General features: G+C 45.2%; 14 protein-coding genes. 12 read left to right on the top strand and 2 right to left on the bottom strand.

Features of this window, described 5'->3' with window-relative positions; translation table 11 throughout:
• The first annotated feature begins 24 nt into the window (after positions 1-24).
• The 9 genes from F3J22_RS25310 to F3J22_RS25270 all read left to right on the top strand — a co-directional run bounded on the left by F3J22_RS25310 (position 25) and on the right by F3J22_RS25270 (position 12,758).
• Complete coding sequence (locus F3J22_RS25310; RefSeq protein WP_167020701.1) at positions 25-1,641, top strand: MBL fold metallo-hydrolase; 1,617 nt, start codon at positions 25-27, stop codon at positions 1,639-1,641.
• Positions 1,642-1,696: 55 nt separating this feature from the next.
• Entirely contained in the window at positions 1,697-3,340 is a 1,644-nt protein-coding gene (locus tag F3J22_RS25305) for a cyclic peptide export ABC transporter (RefSeq protein ID WP_167020700.1), read from the top strand.
• A 9-nt stretch (positions 3,341-3,349) separates the two neighbouring features.
• Entirely contained in the window at positions 3,350-4,045 is a 696-nt protein-coding gene (locus F3J22_RS25300) for a thioesterase II family protein (protein ID WP_167020699.1), read from the top strand.
• Positions 4,046-4,058: 13 nt separating this feature from the next.
• Positions 4,059-6,569 (top strand): outer membrane beta-barrel protein, encoded by a 2,511-nt coding sequence (locus tag F3J22_RS25295; RefSeq protein WP_167020698.1) that lies wholly within the window; start codon positions 4,059-4,061, stop codon positions 6,567-6,569.
• Between the two features lie 28 nt (positions 6,570-6,597).
• Positions 6,598-9,024: a penicillin acylase family protein gene (locus F3J22_RS25290; RefSeq protein WP_167020697.1), complete on the top strand. Its 2,427-nt coding sequence runs from the start codon at positions 6,598-6,600 to the stop codon at positions 9,022-9,024.
• 22 nt (positions 9,025-9,046) lie between these two features.
• Complete coding sequence (locus F3J22_RS25285; protein WP_167020696.1) at positions 9,047-9,445, top strand: hypothetical protein; 399 nt, start codon at positions 9,047-9,049, stop codon at positions 9,443-9,445.
• Positions 9,446-10,183: 738 nt separating this feature from the next.
• The gene (locus F3J22_RS25280; protein WP_167020695.1) at positions 10,184-10,672 is read left to right on the top strand and encodes a transcription termination/antitermination protein NusG; all 489 of its coding nucleotides are present in this window, start codon (positions 10,184-10,186) and stop codon (positions 10,670-10,672) included.
• Positions 10,673-10,920: 248 nt separating this feature from the next.
• Positions 10,921-12,015 carry a class I SAM-dependent methyltransferase gene (locus tag F3J22_RS25275; protein ID WP_167020694.1) on the top strand — a complete coding sequence of 365 codons (1,095 nt, stop codon included), beginning with the start codon at positions 10,921-10,923 and terminating at the stop codon, positions 12,013-12,015.
• 62 nt (positions 12,016-12,077) lie between these two features.
• Positions 12,078-12,758 (top strand): DUF1345 domain-containing protein, encoded by a 681-nt coding sequence (locus F3J22_RS25270; RefSeq protein ID WP_240155173.1) that lies wholly within the window; start codon positions 12,078-12,080, stop codon positions 12,756-12,758.
• Between the two features lie 89 nt (positions 12,759-12,847).
• On the opposite strand, the gene F3J22_RS25265 is transcribed toward F3J22_RS25270, so the two are convergent.
• Together F3J22_RS25265 and F3J22_RS25260 are read right to left on the bottom strand one after the other, a co-directional pair.
• The gene (locus tag F3J22_RS25265; RefSeq protein WP_167020693.1) at positions 12,848-13,489 is read right to left on the bottom strand and encodes a hypothetical protein; all 642 of its coding nucleotides are present in this window, start codon (positions 13,487-13,489) and stop codon (positions 12,848-12,850) included.
• Entirely contained in the window at positions 13,486-14,259 is a 774-nt protein-coding gene (locus F3J22_RS25260) for a hypothetical protein (protein ID WP_167020692.1), read from the bottom strand. The genes F3J22_RS25265 and F3J22_RS25260 overlap by 4 nt, the downstream gene beginning before the upstream one ends.
• Positions 14,260-14,563: 304 nt before the next feature.
• Between F3J22_RS25260 and F3J22_RS25255 the strand changes: the two genes are divergently transcribed.
• The 3 genes from F3J22_RS25255 (at position 14,564) to F3J22_RS25245 (ending at position 20,015) form a co-directional block, all read left to right on the top strand.
• Complete coding sequence (locus F3J22_RS25255; RefSeq protein ID WP_167020691.1) at positions 14,564-15,166, top strand: RNA polymerase sigma factor; 603 nt, start codon at positions 14,564-14,566, stop codon at positions 15,164-15,166.
• Between the two features lie 57 nt (positions 15,167-15,223).
• The gene (locus F3J22_RS25250; RefSeq protein WP_167020690.1) at positions 15,224-16,417 is read left to right on the top strand and encodes a FecR family protein; all 1,194 of its coding nucleotides are present in this window, start codon (positions 15,224-15,226) and stop codon (positions 16,415-16,417) included.
• 310 nt (positions 16,418-16,727) lie between these two features.
• Positions 16,728-20,015 (top strand): SusC/RagA family TonB-linked outer membrane protein, encoded by a 3,288-nt coding sequence (locus F3J22_RS25245; protein WP_167020689.1) that lies wholly within the window; start codon positions 16,728-16,730, stop codon positions 20,013-20,015.
• Positions 20,016-20,036 lie beyond the last annotated feature (21 nt).

Below are 20,036 nucleotides of genomic sequence, written 5' to 3'. Positions count from 1 at the left end.
CTAATTTTTAAATCAACACTAGATATGAAAAAAAATACCTGGTACGCGAAACCTAACCTGGTGGTGGAACCCTTATTTGACAGATGGTATGCCTGGTCGCACCTTATTTCCCCGGCTACTTCAGCGATGAACGTAGTGAACCGGCATTTGAAAATTATGGATTCCTATATCCAGAATCCGCACATCCATGCTGCCGCCGCCAAGAATCCCAAAATGCGTGGTGGTCCGTTCGTTGATCTTCCGGTAAGCAGGGTAGAAGAAGTGAAGGCGCTGCGTGCCGCCACGGTAGCGGAAAAAGACTATCATCTGCGCTTTGCTGCTGCAATAGTGGAATTGAACCAGCTGCTGAAAACTGCTGCCCGCGGCTTTTCTATGGATACCCTGTACAGCAAGGTGCCGGAGATACTCCGTGGAAAAGTGGAGCTGGTATATGATCTCAATAACAATCCTTCGTTCCGCTTCTTTGAACCGCTGTTGTATAAAAACGAGTGCTATCACGAAGCTTCCCAGAGCCTGGCATTGTGGATCACCAACAACGATGAGAGACCCTTCGTATTGAGCACTCCCCGCCTGGATGAACCGAACGTGATCCATGTGGAGGTGCCGTTCAAACATCCCGGTATTGATATGCTGAGCCGCATGCGCCGCATCCCCGGTGATATTGAAGAGATTGCACAGGCATTCAACATCCGTGAAGAAGACCGCGCCCTCTTCAATACTTTCTTTACCCAGGAGCCACCGGTAGCTTATAACCGCTATGAGGGCGACAAAATCCGCATGCGCTATTTCGGGCATGCCTGCATATTGGTGGAAACAAAAGAGGTAAGCATCCTGGTGGATCCTGTGATTAGCTACCACGGCTATTCTACAGACGTGACCCGCTATTCGGAAGCGCATCTGCCTGACAAGATCGACTATGTGATCATCACGCATAATCACCAGGATCATATTCTTTTTGAAACACTGCTTTCACTACGTAACCGTATTGGTCATATCGTGGTGCCCCGCTCAGGTAACGGCAGCATGCAGGACCCCGGCCTTAAACTGATGTTCAACGCCATCGGCTTTAATAATGTGCTGGAGATTGGAGAGTTCGAGTCTGTTGGTTCCGGTATTTGCCAGATCACGGGGATTCCTTTTATCGGTGAGCATTCTGACCTGGACATCCGCTCCAAACTGTGCCACCACGTAAGGATAGGGCAGTATACGCTGATGTTTGCCGCCGACTCCTGTAATGTAGAAGCAAAATTATACGAAGAAGTATTTAAGGTGACCGGCACGGTTGATAGCCTCTTCCTGGGTATGGAGTGCGATGGTGCGCCGCTGTCGTGGTTATACGGGCCGCTGCTTTCAGAAGATATGCCCCGTGATATGGATAATTCCCGTCGCCTGGCCGGCTCTAACTACGAGCGCGGAAAAGCCATGGTGGATGTTTTTAAGCCGAAAGAACTTTACGTATATGCGATGGGGATGGAACCGTGGCTGGAATTTATCAGCTCCATCAAATACACGGACGAATCCAACCCGATCGTACAGTCCAACAAATTGATCAATGAATGCCGCCAGAACAATATTATTTCAGAAAGATTGTATGGAGAGAAAGAATTGTTCTATGAAATAGAAGCCATGGCCGAGTTGTAGTTACAACCGGCCATGGTAGCCGGTACAGCAGCAAAGAACCTTCAAGCAAGCACTTATGAAACGAATCCTTAAACTCGCCTTGCCGCGCACCGGTATAATAGGGCTGTTAAAATATGTATGCCTGGGCATCCTTTCGGGGTTGTGCAGTTTCCTTTTTATCAATACCGTTACCCGCGTGGTGACACTGATTATTGCCGGGGAATATACCGTGAGCAAAGAATACATGATCCTGTTCACCTGTATCATCCTGGCCTTTATGTGGGTAAGGCGAACATTATCGCTCGCTATCATCCATTTGTCGCAAACCCTTTTCTGGAGCCTGCGAAAGGAGATTTTGTCGCTGGTGCTGAAGGCAGACTACCAGCAGCTGGCCGGCCGGCGAACGGACGTGCATGCCGCCGTGGTGAGTGATGTGAACATCCTCACCAATGCTTCCATGGGCATTATAGATTTTTTTACGGCGGCTATACTGGCGGTATCCTGCCTCGTTTACCTGGCTACCATTTCCATGTTGCTGTTTGGGATCACGCTGGTGATCGCGCTGCTAGGCATCACGGTATACCGGCTCCGTGCCAGGGCCAACGTACGTAATTTCCAACAGGCCCGGGCGCTGGAAACCAGCTTTCAGGAGAACTTCAACGCCATCCTCAACGGTTTCAAGGAGATCTATATGGAGCCAGAAAAAGGACGATATATCTTCAACGAGAAGATAGGGAAGATCGCTACGGAAGCCTTCCGGAATAACACCAAAGCCTATACGGGATTTCTGAATAACCAGATCACCGGGCAGGTATTGTTCTACATCCTTATCTCGTCTATCCTGCTCGTATTCAGTGTTACGCTGAATATCCCTTCCGGTAATACGGTAAGTTTTGTATTCACTTTACTTTACCTGCTGGGGGCTATAGAAACCATTATGGTACTGCTGCCCAACCTGGTGCGCGCACGGGTGGCCTCTAATCACCTGATGGACCTTAAAACAAAGCTGGAAGAAACGGATTACCATACGCATTCGTTAAATGGAAACCCCTTCACAGGCGGATTTGAACAGATCGTGATCAGGGGACTGGAATTCCATTATATTGCAAAAGAGGAAAAAGCATTCAGCGTTGGACCCGTTAATTTCGATATCGCCAAAGGCGAAATAGTATTCATTTATGGCGGCAACGGTAGTGGTAAAACTACTTTCATGCATACTGTGCTTGGGCTGCACATCCCCACAGCCGGCCAGATATGGTTGAATGGTGTGAAAGTAACCGAAGATAATTACGCGGACTACCGCGCCATGTTTGCCGTTGTTTTCAGCGACTTCTATCTTTTCAATGATATCGCTGGCGTGCAGGAAGTAGACCTGGCCCAATGGAACTATTATCTGCAGCTGTTTGAACTGGAAGGAAAAGTGACCCTGGAAGGACGTACCTATTCGACTACCTCACTTTCCACCGGCCAGCGGAAAAGACTGGCGCTGATCACCGCGCTGATGGAAGGCAAACCTGTACTGGTGATAGACGAGTGGGCCGCAGACCAGGACCCGCATTTTCGCAGGAAATTTTATACAGAGATCATCCCTATGCTGAAGCAGGAGGGGATTACTATCCTGGCCATTACACACGATGATAAATATTACCATTGCGCCGATAAGTTGTACAAGATGGATTACGGAAAACTTATGGTGGAGAATGTATCCATTTATCAATAAACTACTGTCATGAAAAAAGCACAGTTATTCCTCTTGCACTTTGCTGGTGGCAACAGCTATTCTTTCCGCTTCCTGGAGCGCTGGCTACCTGACTTTGAGCTGGTGCCGCTGGAGCTGCCAGGAAGAGGAAAGAGAATCGGTGAGCCTTTACTGCGTGAGTTTACGTTGGCCGTGCGCGATATTTTCCGGCAGGTGACCGCGCGGTACAATAACGGCCATTTCCTGTTGTATGGTCATAGCATGGGCGCCTATCTTGCGCTGAGCGTGACCTCTATGCTGGAAAAAACCGGTAGGATGCCAGCCTGTCTCATCGTGAGTGGAAATGCCGGGCCCGGCATGTATGATCCGCAACGCCGTTACCTGATGGAGCGGGAGCCTTTTATCACAGAGCTGAAGCGCCTGGGTGGCATACCGCCGGAAATACTGGAAAATGAAGAGCTGTTCAATTTCTTTGATCCCGTGCTGCGCGCCGATTTTGAAATAGCAGAAAGGAATAATGCCGCTGCCACCGGCGCCGTGAACACACCTCTCTTCGCCATGATGGGTAGCCAGGAAGAGAAATCCGCAGAAATCGATAACTGGCGCAAGTTTACCAGGTCCAGGTTCGGCTACAGAATACTGGAAGGTAATCACTTCTTCATTCATGATCATCCACAACAGGTAGCAGATATCATCCGGTCCTGCCATCAATATTCATCTTTCTAAAAAAAAATGCTATATGCTATCTTACCCTCCTTACACACTATCACCTGCTGAAAGAACCACTGCTAACCTATTTCTGCGACATAGTATCAAAATATTACTGTTGCTGTTATTGCTGCTTCATCCTTCCTTACAGACACTATACGCACAGTCGCCCGCATCAGCCGATATCAGCGGGACCGTTGTGAACAGCGAAGGAACACCCCTGCGCGATGCCGTCGTGTTACTGAAAAGAACTGCCGATTCGGTTATTTATAAAACAGCCCTGAGTAATGAACAAGGCGTTTTTGCCTTCAGTGCTGTAAAAACGGATAACTACTTTATCGAGATTAATATCCTCGGGTTTGAAAAATTGCGCCGCTACAATTTACAGATGGGCAGTACCGCGATCTCACTCGGGAAACTACCGATGCAGAGCGCTTCAAAGGTTTTAACTGGTGTGGAAGTAAGAGCCAGGATACCACTGATAGAACGACAGATCGATAAAACGGTGGTGAATGTAGAGAATAGTATTATTTCGGAAGGCGCCAACGTGCTGGAAGTGATGGAACGCTTACCCGGGGTTCAGGTGGATCAGAACGGGGTGGTGGCCATTAACGGCAAAAGAGGGGTGATGGTATTTATGGATGGCAAAGCGGTGATGATGTCGCCGGAAGATATTGCGGACCAGCTTCGTGGGATGGCTTCTTCCAGTATTTCGAAGATAGAGATTATCGCCAAACCTGGCGCACGCTATGATGCTGCCGGCAGCGGTGGTATCATTAACATCGTCAGGAAAAAAGTGAAAAAGGAAGGCTTCAATGGTAGCGTGAATGCGGGTTTTGGACAGAGCTACTACAGCAGGTATAATGCTGGTTTTAATCTCAGCTGGAGAAACAAATATTATAATTTCTTCTTCAACGGATCTTATCAGAACAATACGAGTTTCTTCGTCAATCATATTACGAATGATATCCTGGACAATGACGGATCAGTTAAGACCAGGCAACATGCGGATAATAATATCACCCGCGGAACAGCCGCCTATAACCCGGCAATTGGCGCCGAGTTTTATTTGTCGAAGCGGACTACCTTGTCGCTCACGGGTATCGGTGGGCTTCAGTTAGCGAAGAATACGACTGACTCAAAGGCGGTTGATTATGACGGTAAATTGTCGACAGGTAGCCAGGATTTTAACAGCGTCGTGCACGACAAACCCTTTAACTACACCCTGTCCATGCACCTGGCACACAAGATCGACAGCACTGGCAGGGAGATCTCCGGTGACCTGGACTACTCCAATTACTGGAGCCGGGCCAACCAGGATATCCGAAACCGTTATTACGATGTTGACAGCACGTTTCTGAATGAGGAGAACAGTTTCTTCGATCAACACCGTAAACTGAATATCTATGCCGCCAAAATAGATTATACCCAACCATTGAAAAATAATGCCAGACTGGAATTTGGCTGGAAGTCGAGCTACGTGGATATCAAAAATGACAATAAATTCTACAACAAGATAGGTGGTCAGAATATCATAGATTCATCGAAGTATGATAATACAGTGAACCGCGAGAACATCAATGCGCTCTATGTCAACTTTAATAAAGAATATGAAAAGCTGAGCTTCCAGGTGGGGCTGAGGGGAGAGCATACGTGGAATATCAATGAGCAGCAGTTGCAGCAATTCCGCCTGGAAAGAAATTATGTACAGCTGTTTCCGTCACTGTTTATTGATTACAAACTGAACAAGGACCAGACGCTGAACATGAAGATCAGCCGGCGTACTGACCGGCCGGTATATTCTCAGCTCAACCCATTCCGGCGGCCGTTATCGCCGACACTGTATTATGAGGGGAATCCCAATCTGCAGCCGCAGACCTCTGTGAACAGCGAGCTTACATGGGCGTATAAAAACCAGCTGTTCATTACGTTCGGCTATGATAATTTCCAGAACTACATCGGAACGGTGCCACGGCTGGACAGTAATAAGGTAACGATCACGCGTCTGCCGAGCAATATACATGGTTCCTATTCTTTCAACTTCGATATCGTATATACGAAACAGTTATTGCGCTGGTGGAATACCTCCAACGCTATCTCTTTTTACCGTCAGGCATTCAATGGTACAGAAGATGATTTTGTGCTGAATAACAATGGTATCCTGTCTTTTAATTTTGATGCCATCAACACTTTTATTTTAAGTAAAACATTTTCTGCCGAGTGTAGCTTCAAGGCGGTATCGAAGCACCGCGTGATCGCTACTACTTTCGGTGGCTATTATATTCTCAGTGCCGGTGTCAAGCAGATGGTGTTTAACAACAAAGGATCGGTGGCGTTCAAGGTCACCAATATCCTGCAATCAGAAGATGAGGGATCGACCTATAGCTATAAAAACCTGAATCAGTATTGGCTGATCAACTTTTATTCGAGAGCTGCTACGATCAACTTTACTTACCGCTTCGGGAAAGGCAAAGCGCCGAAAATGCGTACAGAAAGCGGTTCCGCTGATGAACAACGGAGATCAAAAGGTGGCAGTAACTAAACCATTTGCGAAAAAAATTATGAAACAAATGAAAAAGATCAACAGCAGTGCCCTGTTTCCGATGGTGGCGCTGATCGTTCTGGTATTTGCGTTCTCGCAGCAGATGTTTGAGGTGCCGCCGCTGGGTAAGCTGTTGGACCCTTTTGCAGGCGCGGTGCAAAACGAAGAGCAGCGGAAGGATGGACTGTTGCAGCTACATGCCGGCAATGGTCTTCAGGACAGTGTGAGCGTATTCTTTGATGAGCGGCGTGTGCCGCATATCTATGCAAAGAATACCAGCGATATGTATTTTGCACAGGGCTATGTAACAGCATCACTCCGCCTATGGCAAATGGATTTTATTACTTACGCTTCCGCCGGCCGCCTCTCGGAGCTGTTTCCCAAAAAGGAGCTGCTGGAATACGACCGTAACCAGCGCCGTATCGGCATCCTGGAGGCTGCTCACCGCTCGTTAAAGCTGATAGAGCAGGACTCCGCCACCAACGCCATACTGACGGCCTACACCAACGGTGTAAATGCTTATATCAGCCAGCTACATTACCGTGAGTTTCCGCTGGAATACAAACTGCTGGACTATAGCCCCGAGCCGTGGACGAAGTTGAAGAGCGTACTTATCTCCAAAAGTATGGCCAACAACATGACCGGCTACGAAGAAGATCTTTTCCTTTCCAAGATGATGCTGGCGCTGGGAGAAGATACCTTCAACCAGTTGTATCCCGATTTCGTGGACCATAGCACGCCTGTCATGAATACCAATGTGCCGGCGGGCCCGCTGTTGGCGTATAACCAGGTGAAGAAACCGGAATACCTGACCTATTCTTTTTTATCTACCCGCCCGGTGGTAGCCAGAAGCTCCTATAACCCGGCCCTCGGTAGTAACAGCTGGGCCGTGTCCGGAGAGAAAACAAAATCAGGTCGCCCGATCCTCGCCAACGATCCCCATCTGAACCTCTCCATGCCTTGCGTATGGATGGAATTGCAGATGAGTAGTCCGGGTGTGAACGTATACGGTGTATCTATCCCGGGTTCTCCGGCAGTGGTGATCGGCTTCAATGAAAACATTGCATGGGGGATCACCAATGGCGCAGATGATGTGCGGGACTGGTACAAGCTGCGGATCACCAACGACTACAAAAAATATGAGTATGATGGCAAATGGCTGGACCTTTCTTCCAGGGTGGAGGTCATCAAAAGAAGAGGACTGGCTACCGTGTATGATACCGTTTACAGCACGATCCACGGGCCGATAGTTTTTACCAGGAGTTTTCCTGGCCACGAGCAGGACTTGCTGAACAATGCGCTGAAGTGGGAGTTGCATAATCCTTCCAACGAATTCCGCACGTTTATCAAACTGGCTACGGCAGCCAATTACCAGCAATACCGCGAGGCGATCAGCCAGTATGCCTGCCCGTTGCAGAACTTTACCTTTGCCTGTAAAGACAATACCATTGCCATCAATCACCAGGGCAAGATGGCAGTGAAGTGGCCAGGGCAGGGTAAGTTCATCCTTGATGGTACCAGCAGCAATGATCTTTATACAAAATATATTTCCACAGACAGTTTACCGCAGTTGCTGAATCCTGCCTGTCATTATGTGCTTTCTGCCAACCAGCATCCCACCTATGCGAACTATCCGCATTATTATCACGGCTATTATTCCGAAACAAGGGCTAACAGGATCCGGCAGCTGCTGGATACCGCCACTGCCATGGATGCCGCCAGCATGAAGGCGATACAGCTGGATAATGTGAACACCTTTGCCGTAGATGCTTTGCCGGTATTGCTGGCCACCATACAGGCGCAGCGACTCAATAAGGAACAGGAGCAACTGCTGGATGCCGTTCGCCAATGGAAAGGCAATTATGATTTTGATAATGAGCAGGCTGAGTTATATGAGCTGTGGTGGAAAAATGTGAAAGACTATACATGGGATGAATTTGATAGCTACCGCTTTTTTATGCGGGCGCCGGAAGATTATATCCTGCTGGAGATGATCAGCCGCGATCCTTCTAACCGGTATTTCGACAAGCAGGGAACTGCACAGGTGGAGCAGGCCGGGGATATTGTAACGAATGCCTTTACTGTGGCAGCGGCAGATTATCTCAAATTGAAAAAGAACGGTAAAGTGAACTGGGGAAGTTGTAACAAGATTAAAGTAATGCACCTCAGTAACCTTCCCGCGCTGAGTGTGCCGGAACTGGCTTCTGCAGGGCATCCTGCAGCACCTAATGCGATGTCGGCAAACTGGGGGCCTTCCTGGCGGATGATCGTGGAGCTGGGCGACCGCCCGGTGGCCTATGGTGTATATCCCGGCGGGCAATCCGGAAACCCCGGCAGTCCTGACTACGACCGTTTTATCAAAGACTGGAACAAAGGAAACTATTATCAGCTGCATTTTTATATGTCGCAGCAGGAAGCACTGCACCAGGCTTCCAGCCGCTGGTTGCTGAAATGATCATCACAAAAAAAACATCTTCATGAAAAAGAATTTGCTGCATATGCTCATCGCTATATTATTGCTCATTGCTTTGATCGTTTTGACACATCAGGCTGTATTCCTGCCATGGTGGAGCTTCCTGGTGCCTTTGCTGCTGGCGGGTATGTGGAGCATACGCATAAAATGGACCTTCCCGGTTTTTATGACAGGGTTTATCTCGGGGTTCCTCACCTGGGCGGTAGGTAATCTCTTTTATGATCAGATGGGCCACGGTTTGGTATTGTCGCGGGTGGCGCTGATGTTCGCTGCCCCTAAGATCATTGTAATATTGCTGGCGGGGGTGATAGGCGGGCTGCTGGCGGGATTGGCCTTGCATACAGGCCGGGCGCTGGTATCGCCTAAAAAGGAGGTAACAATGAATACAGGGCATAAGCTATAACAGATGCAGCGTGGTTGCTATGTTACCAAAAATTAATAGCGTAAATATTTGGGTTTGTATATATTTTTTCTCTATTTTTGATCCCATACTTAGGACTGCCGTTTAATTAATAGACCCGAAGAATTGTACCCGAATTGATGATATAATGCCCCTGAAGATTGATGCCAAAACAATGAGCTATCCTGAACATCACAACGTATTGATAGTAAGTCAGAAAACCTATGTCAGATGCTGATTTTTAACTATTGATCTACCTTTAATAACCATTTTGATACCTGATGCTTACATATATCGGTAACTGGGTTGCCTGCGCTACTAGTAGTGGATATCCCAATCCTTAAAGCAATTAAGTAACCCTGACCATCGGGTTCGTGAGAACACCATGGTACATTTAAAATGAGATAGGACAATTACACCCACCACCACTAATCTATTTTACACCTAACAAATGTTGATCGCTGGATTTAATGACATGATGTGATTTGAGATAAGAACTGGCAAGATATTCATTTGAATTTTTGTTACAGTGAATCTTCATAGACTGTCACCAGTGTAGCGCACCTGCGATGCGTAATAAATACAGCCATGTATTTGTTATGGTGGTAGTCATGCCTGGCCAGCAAATTCAACAACGTAAATACCAAAGGACCCATTTTTACTTTGAGAAGCAGCATGCACTCACTGTAGCGGTAGCTATGCCATTTTTGGAGAATAAAAATTATAAACACCTCAGATACCATGAGCAATTTTAATTCAGGCTGGTACCTTATTTATACAAGGCCAAGGCACGAAAAAAAGGTAGTCGCACAACTTTCCAGGTTAATGATAGATACTTTTTTGCCAACAATGAAACATGTTCCAAGGAAGAAGACAGGTATGCCACTTTTCCCGTCCTATGTTTTTGTGAACCTTAATAACACACAGGAATATTTCTCAGCGATTGATGCTGATGGTGCTGTGAGTTATGTTAAAATGGGCAAGCTTGCATGTCGCGTACCACAGACGGTGATAGATAGTTTGAATATCGTGGTAGGACAGGGAGAAAACCTGGCGGTTGCTACCGATCATTATATGCCTGGAGAAATAGTTGTTATTCAGAATGGGCCATTATCCGGGTTATCCTGTGAGGTAATTAAGCACAGTGGAAAAACAAAGGTCCTTGTAAGGGTAAATATATTGAACAGAAATGTAATTGCTGATATGTCGCTGCAGATGTTGCAAAGTTAATGATCCGCTGCCAGAGATACAGCGAAAAATAAGAAAGTATAAAAGAGCGAAGCTGATGCCCCGCAAATTACGGGGTATCAGCTTCGCTCTTTTTTTGTGTCCTGTGTTGCCTGGTGTGCGGTCATTTACCTGGTTAAAAGGAAGGTATTTTTAATCATTTTAGAAGAAAATTCTTTTACCAGCTTTTTTTCTGGCATAAGAATCTATATATGATAATGGTAACCAATTCATCATCAAACACAATATGGATGGGACTGCCGGGTGTTATCATCAATAAAATACAAAATGAAGGCCCCATTTCCTTCTATACTTTTATGGACCTTTGTCTGTATCATCCCGACTATGGCTATTATACAACCGCCGGAGATAAGATAGGCTGTGAAGGTGATTATATTACTGCCAGTAGCCTGACCAGTTCCTTTGGGGCCACTATTGGCAGACAGATAGAGGAAATGTGGAACATCCTGGGGAAAAATGACTTCACTATAGTGGAATATGGCGCAGGCCAGGGGCTGCTATGCTATGATATGCTGGAATATTTAAAACAGAATCGCCCTTTATATGATCAGCTACGCTATTGTATAATAGAGAAGCGATATAACCTGCGGGCGGAATGCCTGTCGGACAAAGTGTGTTTGTATAATACTATCGAGGAGATTCCCGGAGATATTGATTGTATCTTCTCCAATGAATTAATCGATAATTTCCCGGTACACCAGGTAGTGATGGACGATGAATTAATGGAAGTCTATATCGATTACCATCAACAATTTACTGAGCTGTTAAAACCGGCTGCGCCTGCATTGCAGGCGTATTTCCATGATCTCCACGTAACACTTCCCAAAGGGTACCGCGCTGAAGTAAACCTGGATGCTATTAAATGGATTCATCAGGTGGCAAGCCGCCTGAAAAAAGGATTTATTATTACCATCGACTATGGTGACCTGTCTGAAGAGCTGTATAAACCTCATAGAAGTTGCGGTACCCTGCTATGTTATTATAAACATCAGATCAGCGATGATTACTTTTGTAACATTGGTCTGCAGGATATCACCGCCCATGTAAATTTCAGTGCATTAGGCCATTGGGGAGAACTGGGAGGCTTATGTACCAATGGCATTACCCCAATGGGCTGTTTCTTACAGGCCCTTGGATTTAAAGAATTATTAAGAGCAGCCAGTGAACGCAGTAATAAGGGTGTCCTGCAATTGGCACAGGAAGAATCCCATATCAGTTACACCCTTATTTTCGAAATGGGTACGAAATATAAAGTACTTATACAATCTAAAAACATAGTGGATGCCCAGCTAATGGGGTTGCGGTTTAACCGGCCTGTCACCTGATTTTACCTTGCCAGTGCTCAAAAGTATAAAAAGTTGATTTTTTGCGGTTATCTTTAATTATTATGAAAAAGAAAGCTGCTATCAAATTGTTGCTAAGCATGCACCCGGTAGAGCGGGTTACAGTAAGTTTAGGGGTGACCTTATTGGTGTTTGCCTTATTTTATTTCTGTCACATACCTGTTAATCCATTGGTGTTTTCTGTGTTATTATGGGATGTATTTGCGCTTTCGTTTATAGCGATGGCGTGGATTATATTTTTTAGCAGGAATGTTGATGAAATAAGGACCTGGGGAAGAATAGATGACGGTAACAGGGTATTTGTGATGGCGGTAGTTATAATAGCCTCGGTTGCCAGTCTGGTTATTGTTTTATTAATGCTGTTATCTAACAATTTAGGACCATCAAAAGGAGTATATGTACCTGTTGCCATCGTTGGAATGCTGGCTTCCTGGGCGATGGTGCATACCACGTTTACCCTTCATTATGCAGATATATATTACGACGATGATGTTACTGATCCAACCAGGCATGCAGGTGGATTAATATTTCCGGAAGAAAACAATCCTGATTATATCGACTTTGCCTATTTTTCATTTGTGATAGGGATGACATTCCAGGTGTCTGATGTGGAGATCAGCAGGAAGTTATTGAGAAGAGTAGTATTGTTTCATGGACTTATTTCCTTCGTTCTGAATACTTTTGTATTAGCACTCACTATCAACTTGATTGCAGGGTTGAGGTAATAGATTCTTCTGGATGATTTCAGCAGATGCTGGGTCAGGTCAGTGCATGCACTGACCTGACCCAGCATCTGCTGAATAGAGGTTATTGGCTAATATCTGGTAGCATTGTCAAAACTAAGCTGGAATTCTGGAATTCCGTTTAGGTCGCAGAATGATTTAAAATCTTTCAGACATGACAGGATATGCTCCTCATCAATTAATTCTTCAAGATTGTATGCCTTACTTAAGAAGATTTTGTTATCCGACTTCTCAATATACTCGGTTTCGGATTTCTTAAAGAAATCAAGCTCCAGATCTGAAAAAGGCGTTGGTTTCCATGTGTTTTTTCCAATATAGAATAGCAGGCGTGTTCCAGCATCTGAAGGGTCAGGGTAAAAGGCCACGTCAGTTGCTGATATTCCTCCTGTTGAATCAAAAAATCCCGTATCACTTTGGACGGCTATTCCGAACCTTAAAATATCACCTTTGCCAATATTATTTTCGAAAAAGAAAAATTCATACAGGTACATATTTAGCCAGTCCCAGGCCCAGCCTTTAAGATCTAATGTTGCTCCTTCTTTCGGTGATTGATTACTAAATGAGGCGTATCCTTCAATTTTTCCGCCTTGAATGAAATTAGATATAAATTCAATTGTATCAAGAATTCTGCGTTGATAGAAATATAATAGCCTATAGGATTTTCTTACATCAACAAGGACTTCGCGTAGTTCTTCTTTAGTTAATTTATTCATAATTCTCTTAGATTGATATTTTGCAGATTTTCAGGAAATTTAGAATAACGGAGGAAGGATAGTTTTTTACTATTTTTAAACTTGTCGAGGTGTTGCTGTGATATGCTTATGTTTGTAGGAAGTGTATTTAATAAATCTCCACTATTAAAACCATGAACCTCAAACCACCCTAATAAATCGCGGAGGATATTCATTACCGGATTATAGGTGTCTTCCTTCGCTGCTTCTATTTCCCTGATTTTAGTTTTAATTTCATAGATGATACCGCTCCACCTTAATTTGAAAACTTTCATTTGGCCTGAAGATGTAGTGATATTTTTTGTTTGAGTATCTAATTTGTTAATTCCACCAATTGCCAGCAGGTAACAAGGCTTTTCATTGCCGTATTCCTTTATGTAAGCTTCTGCTTCGCTTATCCATTGGTACTCGTATTGTGTAAATTCATCATCGTTTCGTTTAGCTTCAATGATCAGGTCAAAATGTTTGAATCTCAGGAATACATCCGCTTCTTTATATCCATTTTCGAAATCCCATCTGGGCCAGAATTCAACATTTATTAATTGTGCTTCTAAGTGATAGAGTTCTTTGTCTGCGATTGACTTTGTTAGGATTTCCCAAAAGATTTTCGGCGGTAGATATAATAACCTTTCAAAGATAGATGAGGTAAGGGAATCCTCCGATTTTTTGAAGAATTTTTTTAAGTTGATTTCTATTTGTTCAATTACCTGGAAATTGCGGCCTGACTTTCCTGATTTTATTAAGTTTAGCATTATTAATAACTATTAAAAGCCCTGAAAGCTACACATTTTCTCGCTGATTTGTCTGGAGGAAAAGATATGTCGGGCATCTTGATAACATTTCACGAAATAGATTTGGCAATGTCAGGGGTGGAGAAAATGACGACCAGGATATATTGTCCTTGTGCAGTCCAATAGCTAATGCCGGCGGACGCTCCTTAGTTTACCCAGCAAGCCGTGAACTTTTCTGTATTAATATTTTAATGTACTATTGTCATTAGTACTCCACGTGTGAATGTAAGGAGGCTCAACCGAAATCTTTTCTAATTGTTTTTCAATGGATTTGCAGTCCCGGAATCACTTGTTATCTCTCTTTGCCCAAATTGCTGATGGCGATGCCGCCGCCTTTACGACTTTGTTCAACACCTACCACAGCCGCATTTTTTCCACCGCATTGCAGTATTGTAAGGTCAGAGAGCAGGCGAATGATATTACTCAGCTGGTATTTTCCATTATATGGGAAAAACGGGCATCCTTGCCGCCGGTAGAAGATGCAGAAGCCTGGATGTGGACCATCACCAAGAACCAGACTTTAAAGCTGCTGAAACGCGAAAGCTATCATAAATCCTATGTCAGCTATGCCAGAGCACTTTTTGAAGAGGAGAGCGATACCCCTCTGCATCAGCTGATTCTCCGGCAGAAGGGAGAAGTGATAGAAGGATTAATAAAGGCTTTGCCGGCCAGGCAGGAAGAAGTATACCGGCTATCTCGGTACGAGGGCGCCAGCTATGCCGAAATTGCGGAGAAACTGGGCATTGGTGTGGAAACGGTAAAGGAGCATATGGCAAAAGCATTAAAAAAGATGAAGGCGCAACTGTTGCTATACAGGGAGGAAATTATCTCACTGCTGGCGACTGTGTGGCTTATTAACAGAAAATAAATTTTTTTTTGGGAGATACCCCCCATTCTGAATGGGTCGGGGTACATGTTATAGTATATGCCTGATCAATCAAATAAAGCGCATCGTTTTAGCTACCTGCTGCAAGGCTGGGTTGCTCAGCGTCTGACACCAGACGAGGTGGATGAGTTTCTGCATGGATTGCAGGAAGAGGAACTTCGGGAGTTACTGGGAAAAGCCATGACGAAAGACCTGGAACAGCAAACCTATACGGGGCTGGAAACGGGCGAAGAGCGGGCAAAAATGCTGGAGGCATTACAACAAACCCTGCATACTGCATCTGCCGGATTAACGGTTACGCATACACGTAAATGGAAAATATTACGTAGTGGTATGGTGGCCGCTGCCGCTGTACTGATCGGTATACTGGTATTCCGTTACTGGCCGGAAGGTACCCATCATGATAAGGAAAATGCTGCTATCGCAGATATAGACGCGCCTAAAATCAGTCATGCGATTCTTACTTTACCCGATGGCACTAAGATAAAACTGGATGATGTCAAAAGTACGGCTCAGGTACAAAAATATGGTATCCGGTTGTCACGCATAGGCGATGGGGAAGTAGCCTATACACAGGATGGCGGCAGTGCTGGCGTATTACAGGCCCGTGTCGACAATCCCCGCGGAAGCAAAATGATGAAACTGAAACTGGCAGATGGTACCTGGGTATGGTTAAATGCCGAATCTTCCATTTCCTATCCGCTGGCATTTAATGGAGATACAAGAAAAGTAGATATCACCGGGGAAGTATATTTTGAAGTGGCGAAATTACATGGTAAAAAATTTATTGTGACGGCGCCGCAGGCAACCACAGAAGTATTGGGAACCCATTTTGATATACGTGCCTATGAGGATGATGGCGCCACAAGAGTAACCTTGCTGGAAGGCGCAGTGAAAGTAGCAGAGAACAATTCTCCCGATGTACGCAAGCTGTCGCCCAATCAGCAGGCGGTCGTAAATGCCGGGATAGTCATCAACAACGATGTAAATATAGAAGAGGTAATGGCCTGGAAAGAGGAACTACTGAGTTTTAACGAAGCAGATATTAAAACGATCATGCAGGAGGTAGGCCGCCTGTATAATATGAAGGTGGTGTTTCAGGGGAAAGTGCCGGAGCGTAAGTTTTCAGGGCGGTTCAGCAGGAAAACCAGCTTGTCCGTTATCTTAAGCGTTTTACAGAAAAGTGGTATCAACTTTAAAGTCGGTAATGGCACAATAACCGTGATGCCATAGTCAGTGTAATAAATTTAACAGTGCAATGAAGCAATAACCTGGTCAACCAACAACAACAGCTATATCAGTTTAAACGGTGAGGAATGAAAAAATAAGCAGAATTCCACCTCCTCATTAAGAAGGCTCAACCAAAAAAAACGCCCCGGAGTGCAATCCGGGGGCGCCATTGATTTGCGTTGAGTTAAGAAAAAACAAAAGTCAGTCTTGTTATTATTCACTCAAACAAAACAAAGTTATGTGTTCTAAGGCGATTATTGCCCGGAAAATTCCAAAATTCAACAGTCACTCCATTATTAAAACATTGCTTGTAATGAAAATTACGATGGTCGCTATTGTAGCAATGGTTGTCCAGGTACATGCAGCGGGCTATGGACAGGTAGTGAGCTTATCTCAAAAGAATGCAAAGCTCCTGACAACATTGAAACAGATCGAGAAGCAGACTGACTATTTTTTCTGGTATGAAAATGAGTTACTCCGTCAGTCCAAACCAGTGAATATCCAGATTGCCAATAAACCGCTCAAAGAGGCCCTGGACGATTGCTTCAAAGATCAATCCATTTCCTATGAAATCGTTGATCGTACTATTTTGTTAAGACCTAAACCTATCCCAGCCAGCCCGGGCCAGCACACTGAGCTATCCGAAGCAGACCGTAACCTTCGGGGTACTGTAAAGGATGCCGCCGGCAATCCTGTTCCAGGTGCCACCGTGCTGATTAAGAACACCGGAAAGGGTGTGGTGACCAATGCAAACGGTGAGTTTAGCATCAACGCTTCCCCCGGCGATGTACTGATTATTTCCTCTATCGGTTACCAGCGCAGGGAATTAACCGTTGGCAATAATACGGAGGTCTCCATCCAGTTGAAAATGGAGGAAGGGATCATAGATGCCGTGGTGGTTACGGCATTAGGTATCAAAAGAAATGAGCGGTCATTGACCTATAATCTGCAGACCATAGGTGGAAAAGAAGTCAATGATGTACGTAATGCGAGCTTTGTAAACAGTCTGACAGGCAAGGTGGCCGGTGTGACCATCAACAGTACCCCTGGTATTGGTGGCTCCACCCGTGTGATCATGCGTGGTCTGAAATCTATAAGTGGTAATAACGGCGCTTTATACGTGGTAGATGGGATCCCGTTACAGCAACTCTCCTCCGCCGGACAGGCAGCAGATAATTTCGGTGGCACCGATTATGGTGATGGTATTTCCAACCTCAACCCGGATGATATAGAAAGTATCTCGGTGTTAAGTGGTGCCTCCGCTGCTGCATTGTATGGTGGCCAGGCTGCTAATGGTGTCGTACTGATCAACACAAAGAAAGGAGTAGAAGGTAAGCTGCGGGTGAATTTTTCGTCGGGTGCTTCTATTTACAATCCACTTGTTAAAGTAGAAGAACAAAACAAATATGGTTCTACTACTTCTTCTACTGGTAATAAATCCTTTGAAAGCTGGGGGCCGGCATTGTCAACGCCTTCCGGTTATGATCCGAACAGCTTCTTCAAAACAGGTACGGAATTCTCCAATGCGCTCAGTGTTTCTACTGGTACGCAGAAAAACCAGACGTATTTCTCCCTGTCTTCCCTGAATTCAAAGGGCATTATTCCAAACAACAAACTTAACAGGTACAATATCTCTGTACGTAATTCTACCGCACTTATTCAGGATAGGCTGACACTGGATATCAGCGCGATGTACCTGACGCAGGAATTGCGTAATCCGCCACATAGCGGCCAGTACATAAATCCACTGGTACCGGTGTACCTGTTTCCACGTTCAGATAATTTCGACAATTACAAAAATTACGAACGCTATGATATCTCTCATAACTATAATATCCAATACTGGCCTTACGGAGATTTAAGCCTGGCCGCACAGAATCCCTACTGGACCGTTTACCGTATGCTGCATACGGTAGACAGACAGCGATTGCTGGCTAGTGTTGCGCTTAAATACAATATCACCAGCTGGCTGAATATTGCCGGAAGGGTGAAGGTAGATAACGCCACCGACAATGATATTACAGAGAACTATGCTTCTACACTACAGTTGTTCACCGGTAGTCCCAATGGTAGCTATAATCACGGTTCCACTACCAGTAAGCAAACCTATGCAGACCTGTTACTGTCTTTGAATAAGAAGATGGGCAATTTCTCCCTGAATGCAGTGCTGGGAACCAGCATTACTGATAACCAGGTGAATGGTGCCAGCATTGGTGGTGCATTGGCATCATCCGGCGTCCCTAACTTCTTCTCTGTTTCAAATATTGATCAGCTGCATATTGGCGGTGGTGAGTCCAGAAGCCGTAATCAGACGCAGGCTGTATTTCTGACTACCCAGTTAGGATATAAAAATTACCTGTTCCTGGACCTGACAGGCCGTAACGACTGGATTTCCCAGCTGGCTTTTGCAGAGAAATCACATACCTTTTATCCGTCAGTAGGATTGTCTGGTATTATCAGCGATATGGTAAAATTGCCCGATTTCATTTCCTATGCCAAGGCCCGTGCGTCGATGAGCTATGTCGGAAATCCTCCAAGCCCTTACCTGACCTATGCCCTGTACCCGGTAACTGCGGGTGTGGTAACGCCTATCGCAGCAAAACCTTTTTCTGCCCTGAAGCCGGAAAAAACGGCCTCTTTTGATGCGGGAGTAGACCTGAAGTTTATGAATAATAAACTGAATTTCTCCTTCACCTACTATAATACCAATACCACCAACCAGATATTTTCTGCCAGCCCGCCTCCAGGCTCCGGCTATAGCACCTATTATGTAAATGCCGGTAAAATCAATAATAAAGGTATTGAAACGATGGTAGGGTATGTAGGCAACTTCGGTGCATTATCGTGGAACCCTACACTGACCTTTACCCTCAACCGCAACGAGATTAAAGAGGTAATGAAAAATTACCAGAATCCATTTACCGGTAAAACAGAATCCCAGGATTCATTGTCTATCGGCGGCGGATTTATTGCAGCAGGCGGAACCCTCAGTGATATTTATCAGCGTGCATTCGTAAGAGACGCCAAAGGCAACATCGTGACCGGCACCGACGGTACATTGCAAACAACGACGAAGGCAGTGAAAGTAGGCCGGTCCAGCCCTGACTTTAACATCGGTTTCAACAACAGCTTTACCCTGCATAATTTCTACCTGAATATATTGGTGGACGGACGTTTCGGCGGACAGGTAGTTTCTGCTACACAGGCGTTGATGGATGGATATGGCGTATCTAAACAATCAGCTGCAGCAAGAGATGCAGGTGGCGTGAATGTAAATGGTCAGATGATTGATGCGCAGAAATATTATAAAGATATCCTGGGAGCCGCGAGAGCTGACATTCTGGGAGAATACGTATACAGCGCTACCAATATCCGCGTACGTGAACTTTCACTCGGATATAATTTCTCCGGAAAATATTTTAATGATAAAATACAGGGGCTCAGCCTGGGTGTAACCGCAAGAAATCTCCTGATGCTATATAACAAAGCACCTTTTGATCCGGAAGTATCTATGGCTACCGGCACCTATTTCCAGGGGTACGATTATTTCATGCAGCCCAGTCTGCGTCAGCTCGGACTTCAACTGAAGGTTTCTTTCTAAATGTTCCAACAAAAAAGATAA

This window comes from Chitinophaga sp. Cy-1792 (genome assembly GCF_011752935.1).
In the GTDB taxonomy this organism is placed as follows: Bacteria; Bacteroidota; Bacteroidia; order Chitinophagales; family Chitinophagaceae; genus Chitinophaga.
The sequence above is the reverse complement of the archived record's forward strand: the minus strand, read 5'-3'. Positions and strand labels throughout refer to the sequence as shown.

Bases quoted from the DNA above. Each gene is read 5' to 3' on its own strand.
- F3J22_RS25310 (WP_167020701.1), top strand. From the start codon at position 25: ATGAAAAAAAATACCTGGTACGCGAAACCTAACCTGGTGGTGGAACCC.
- F3J22_RS25305 (WP_167020700.1), top strand. From the start codon at position 1,697: ATGAAACGAATCCTTAAACTCGCCTTGCCGCGCACCGGTATAATAGGG.
- F3J22_RS25300 (WP_167020699.1), top strand. From the start codon at position 3,350: ATGAAAAAAGCACAGTTATTCCTCTTGCACTTTGCTGGTGGCAACAGC.
- F3J22_RS25295 (WP_167020698.1), top strand. From the start codon at position 4,059: ATGCTATCTTACCCTCCTTACACACTATCACCTGCTGAAAGAACCACT.
- F3J22_RS25290 (WP_167020697.1), top strand. From the start codon at position 6,598: ATGAAAAAGATCAACAGCAGTGCCCTGTTTCCGATGGTGGCGCTGATC.
- F3J22_RS25285 (WP_167020696.1), top strand. From the start codon at position 9,047: ATGAAAAAGAATTTGCTGCATATGCTCATCGCTATATTATTGCTCATT.
- F3J22_RS25280 (WP_167020695.1), top strand. From the start codon at position 10,184: ATGAGCAATTTTAATTCAGGCTGGTACCTTATTTATACAAGGCCAAGG.
- F3J22_RS25275 (WP_167020694.1), top strand. From the start codon at position 10,921: ATGGGACTGCCGGGTGTTATCATCAATAAAATACAAAATGAAGGCCCC.
- F3J22_RS25270 (WP_240155173.1), top strand. From the start codon at position 12,078: ATGAAAAAGAAAGCTGCTATCAAATTGTTGCTAAGCATGCACCCGGTA.
- F3J22_RS25265 (WP_167020693.1), bottom strand. From the start codon at position 13,489: ATGAATAAATTAACTAAAGAAGAACTACGCGAAGTCCTTGTTGATGTA.
- F3J22_RS25260 (WP_167020692.1), bottom strand. From the start codon at position 14,259: ATGCTAAACTTAATAAAATCAGGAAAGTCAGGCCGCAATTTCCAGGTA.
- F3J22_RS25255 (WP_167020691.1), top strand. From the start codon at position 14,564: ATGGATTTGCAGTCCCGGAATCACTTGTTATCTCTCTTTGCCCAAATT.
- F3J22_RS25250 (WP_167020690.1), top strand. From the start codon at position 15,224: ATGCCTGATCAATCAAATAAAGCGCATCGTTTTAGCTACCTGCTGCAA.
- F3J22_RS25245 (WP_167020689.1), top strand. From the start codon at position 16,728: ATGAAAATTACGATGGTCGCTATTGTAGCAATGGTTGTCCAGGTACAT.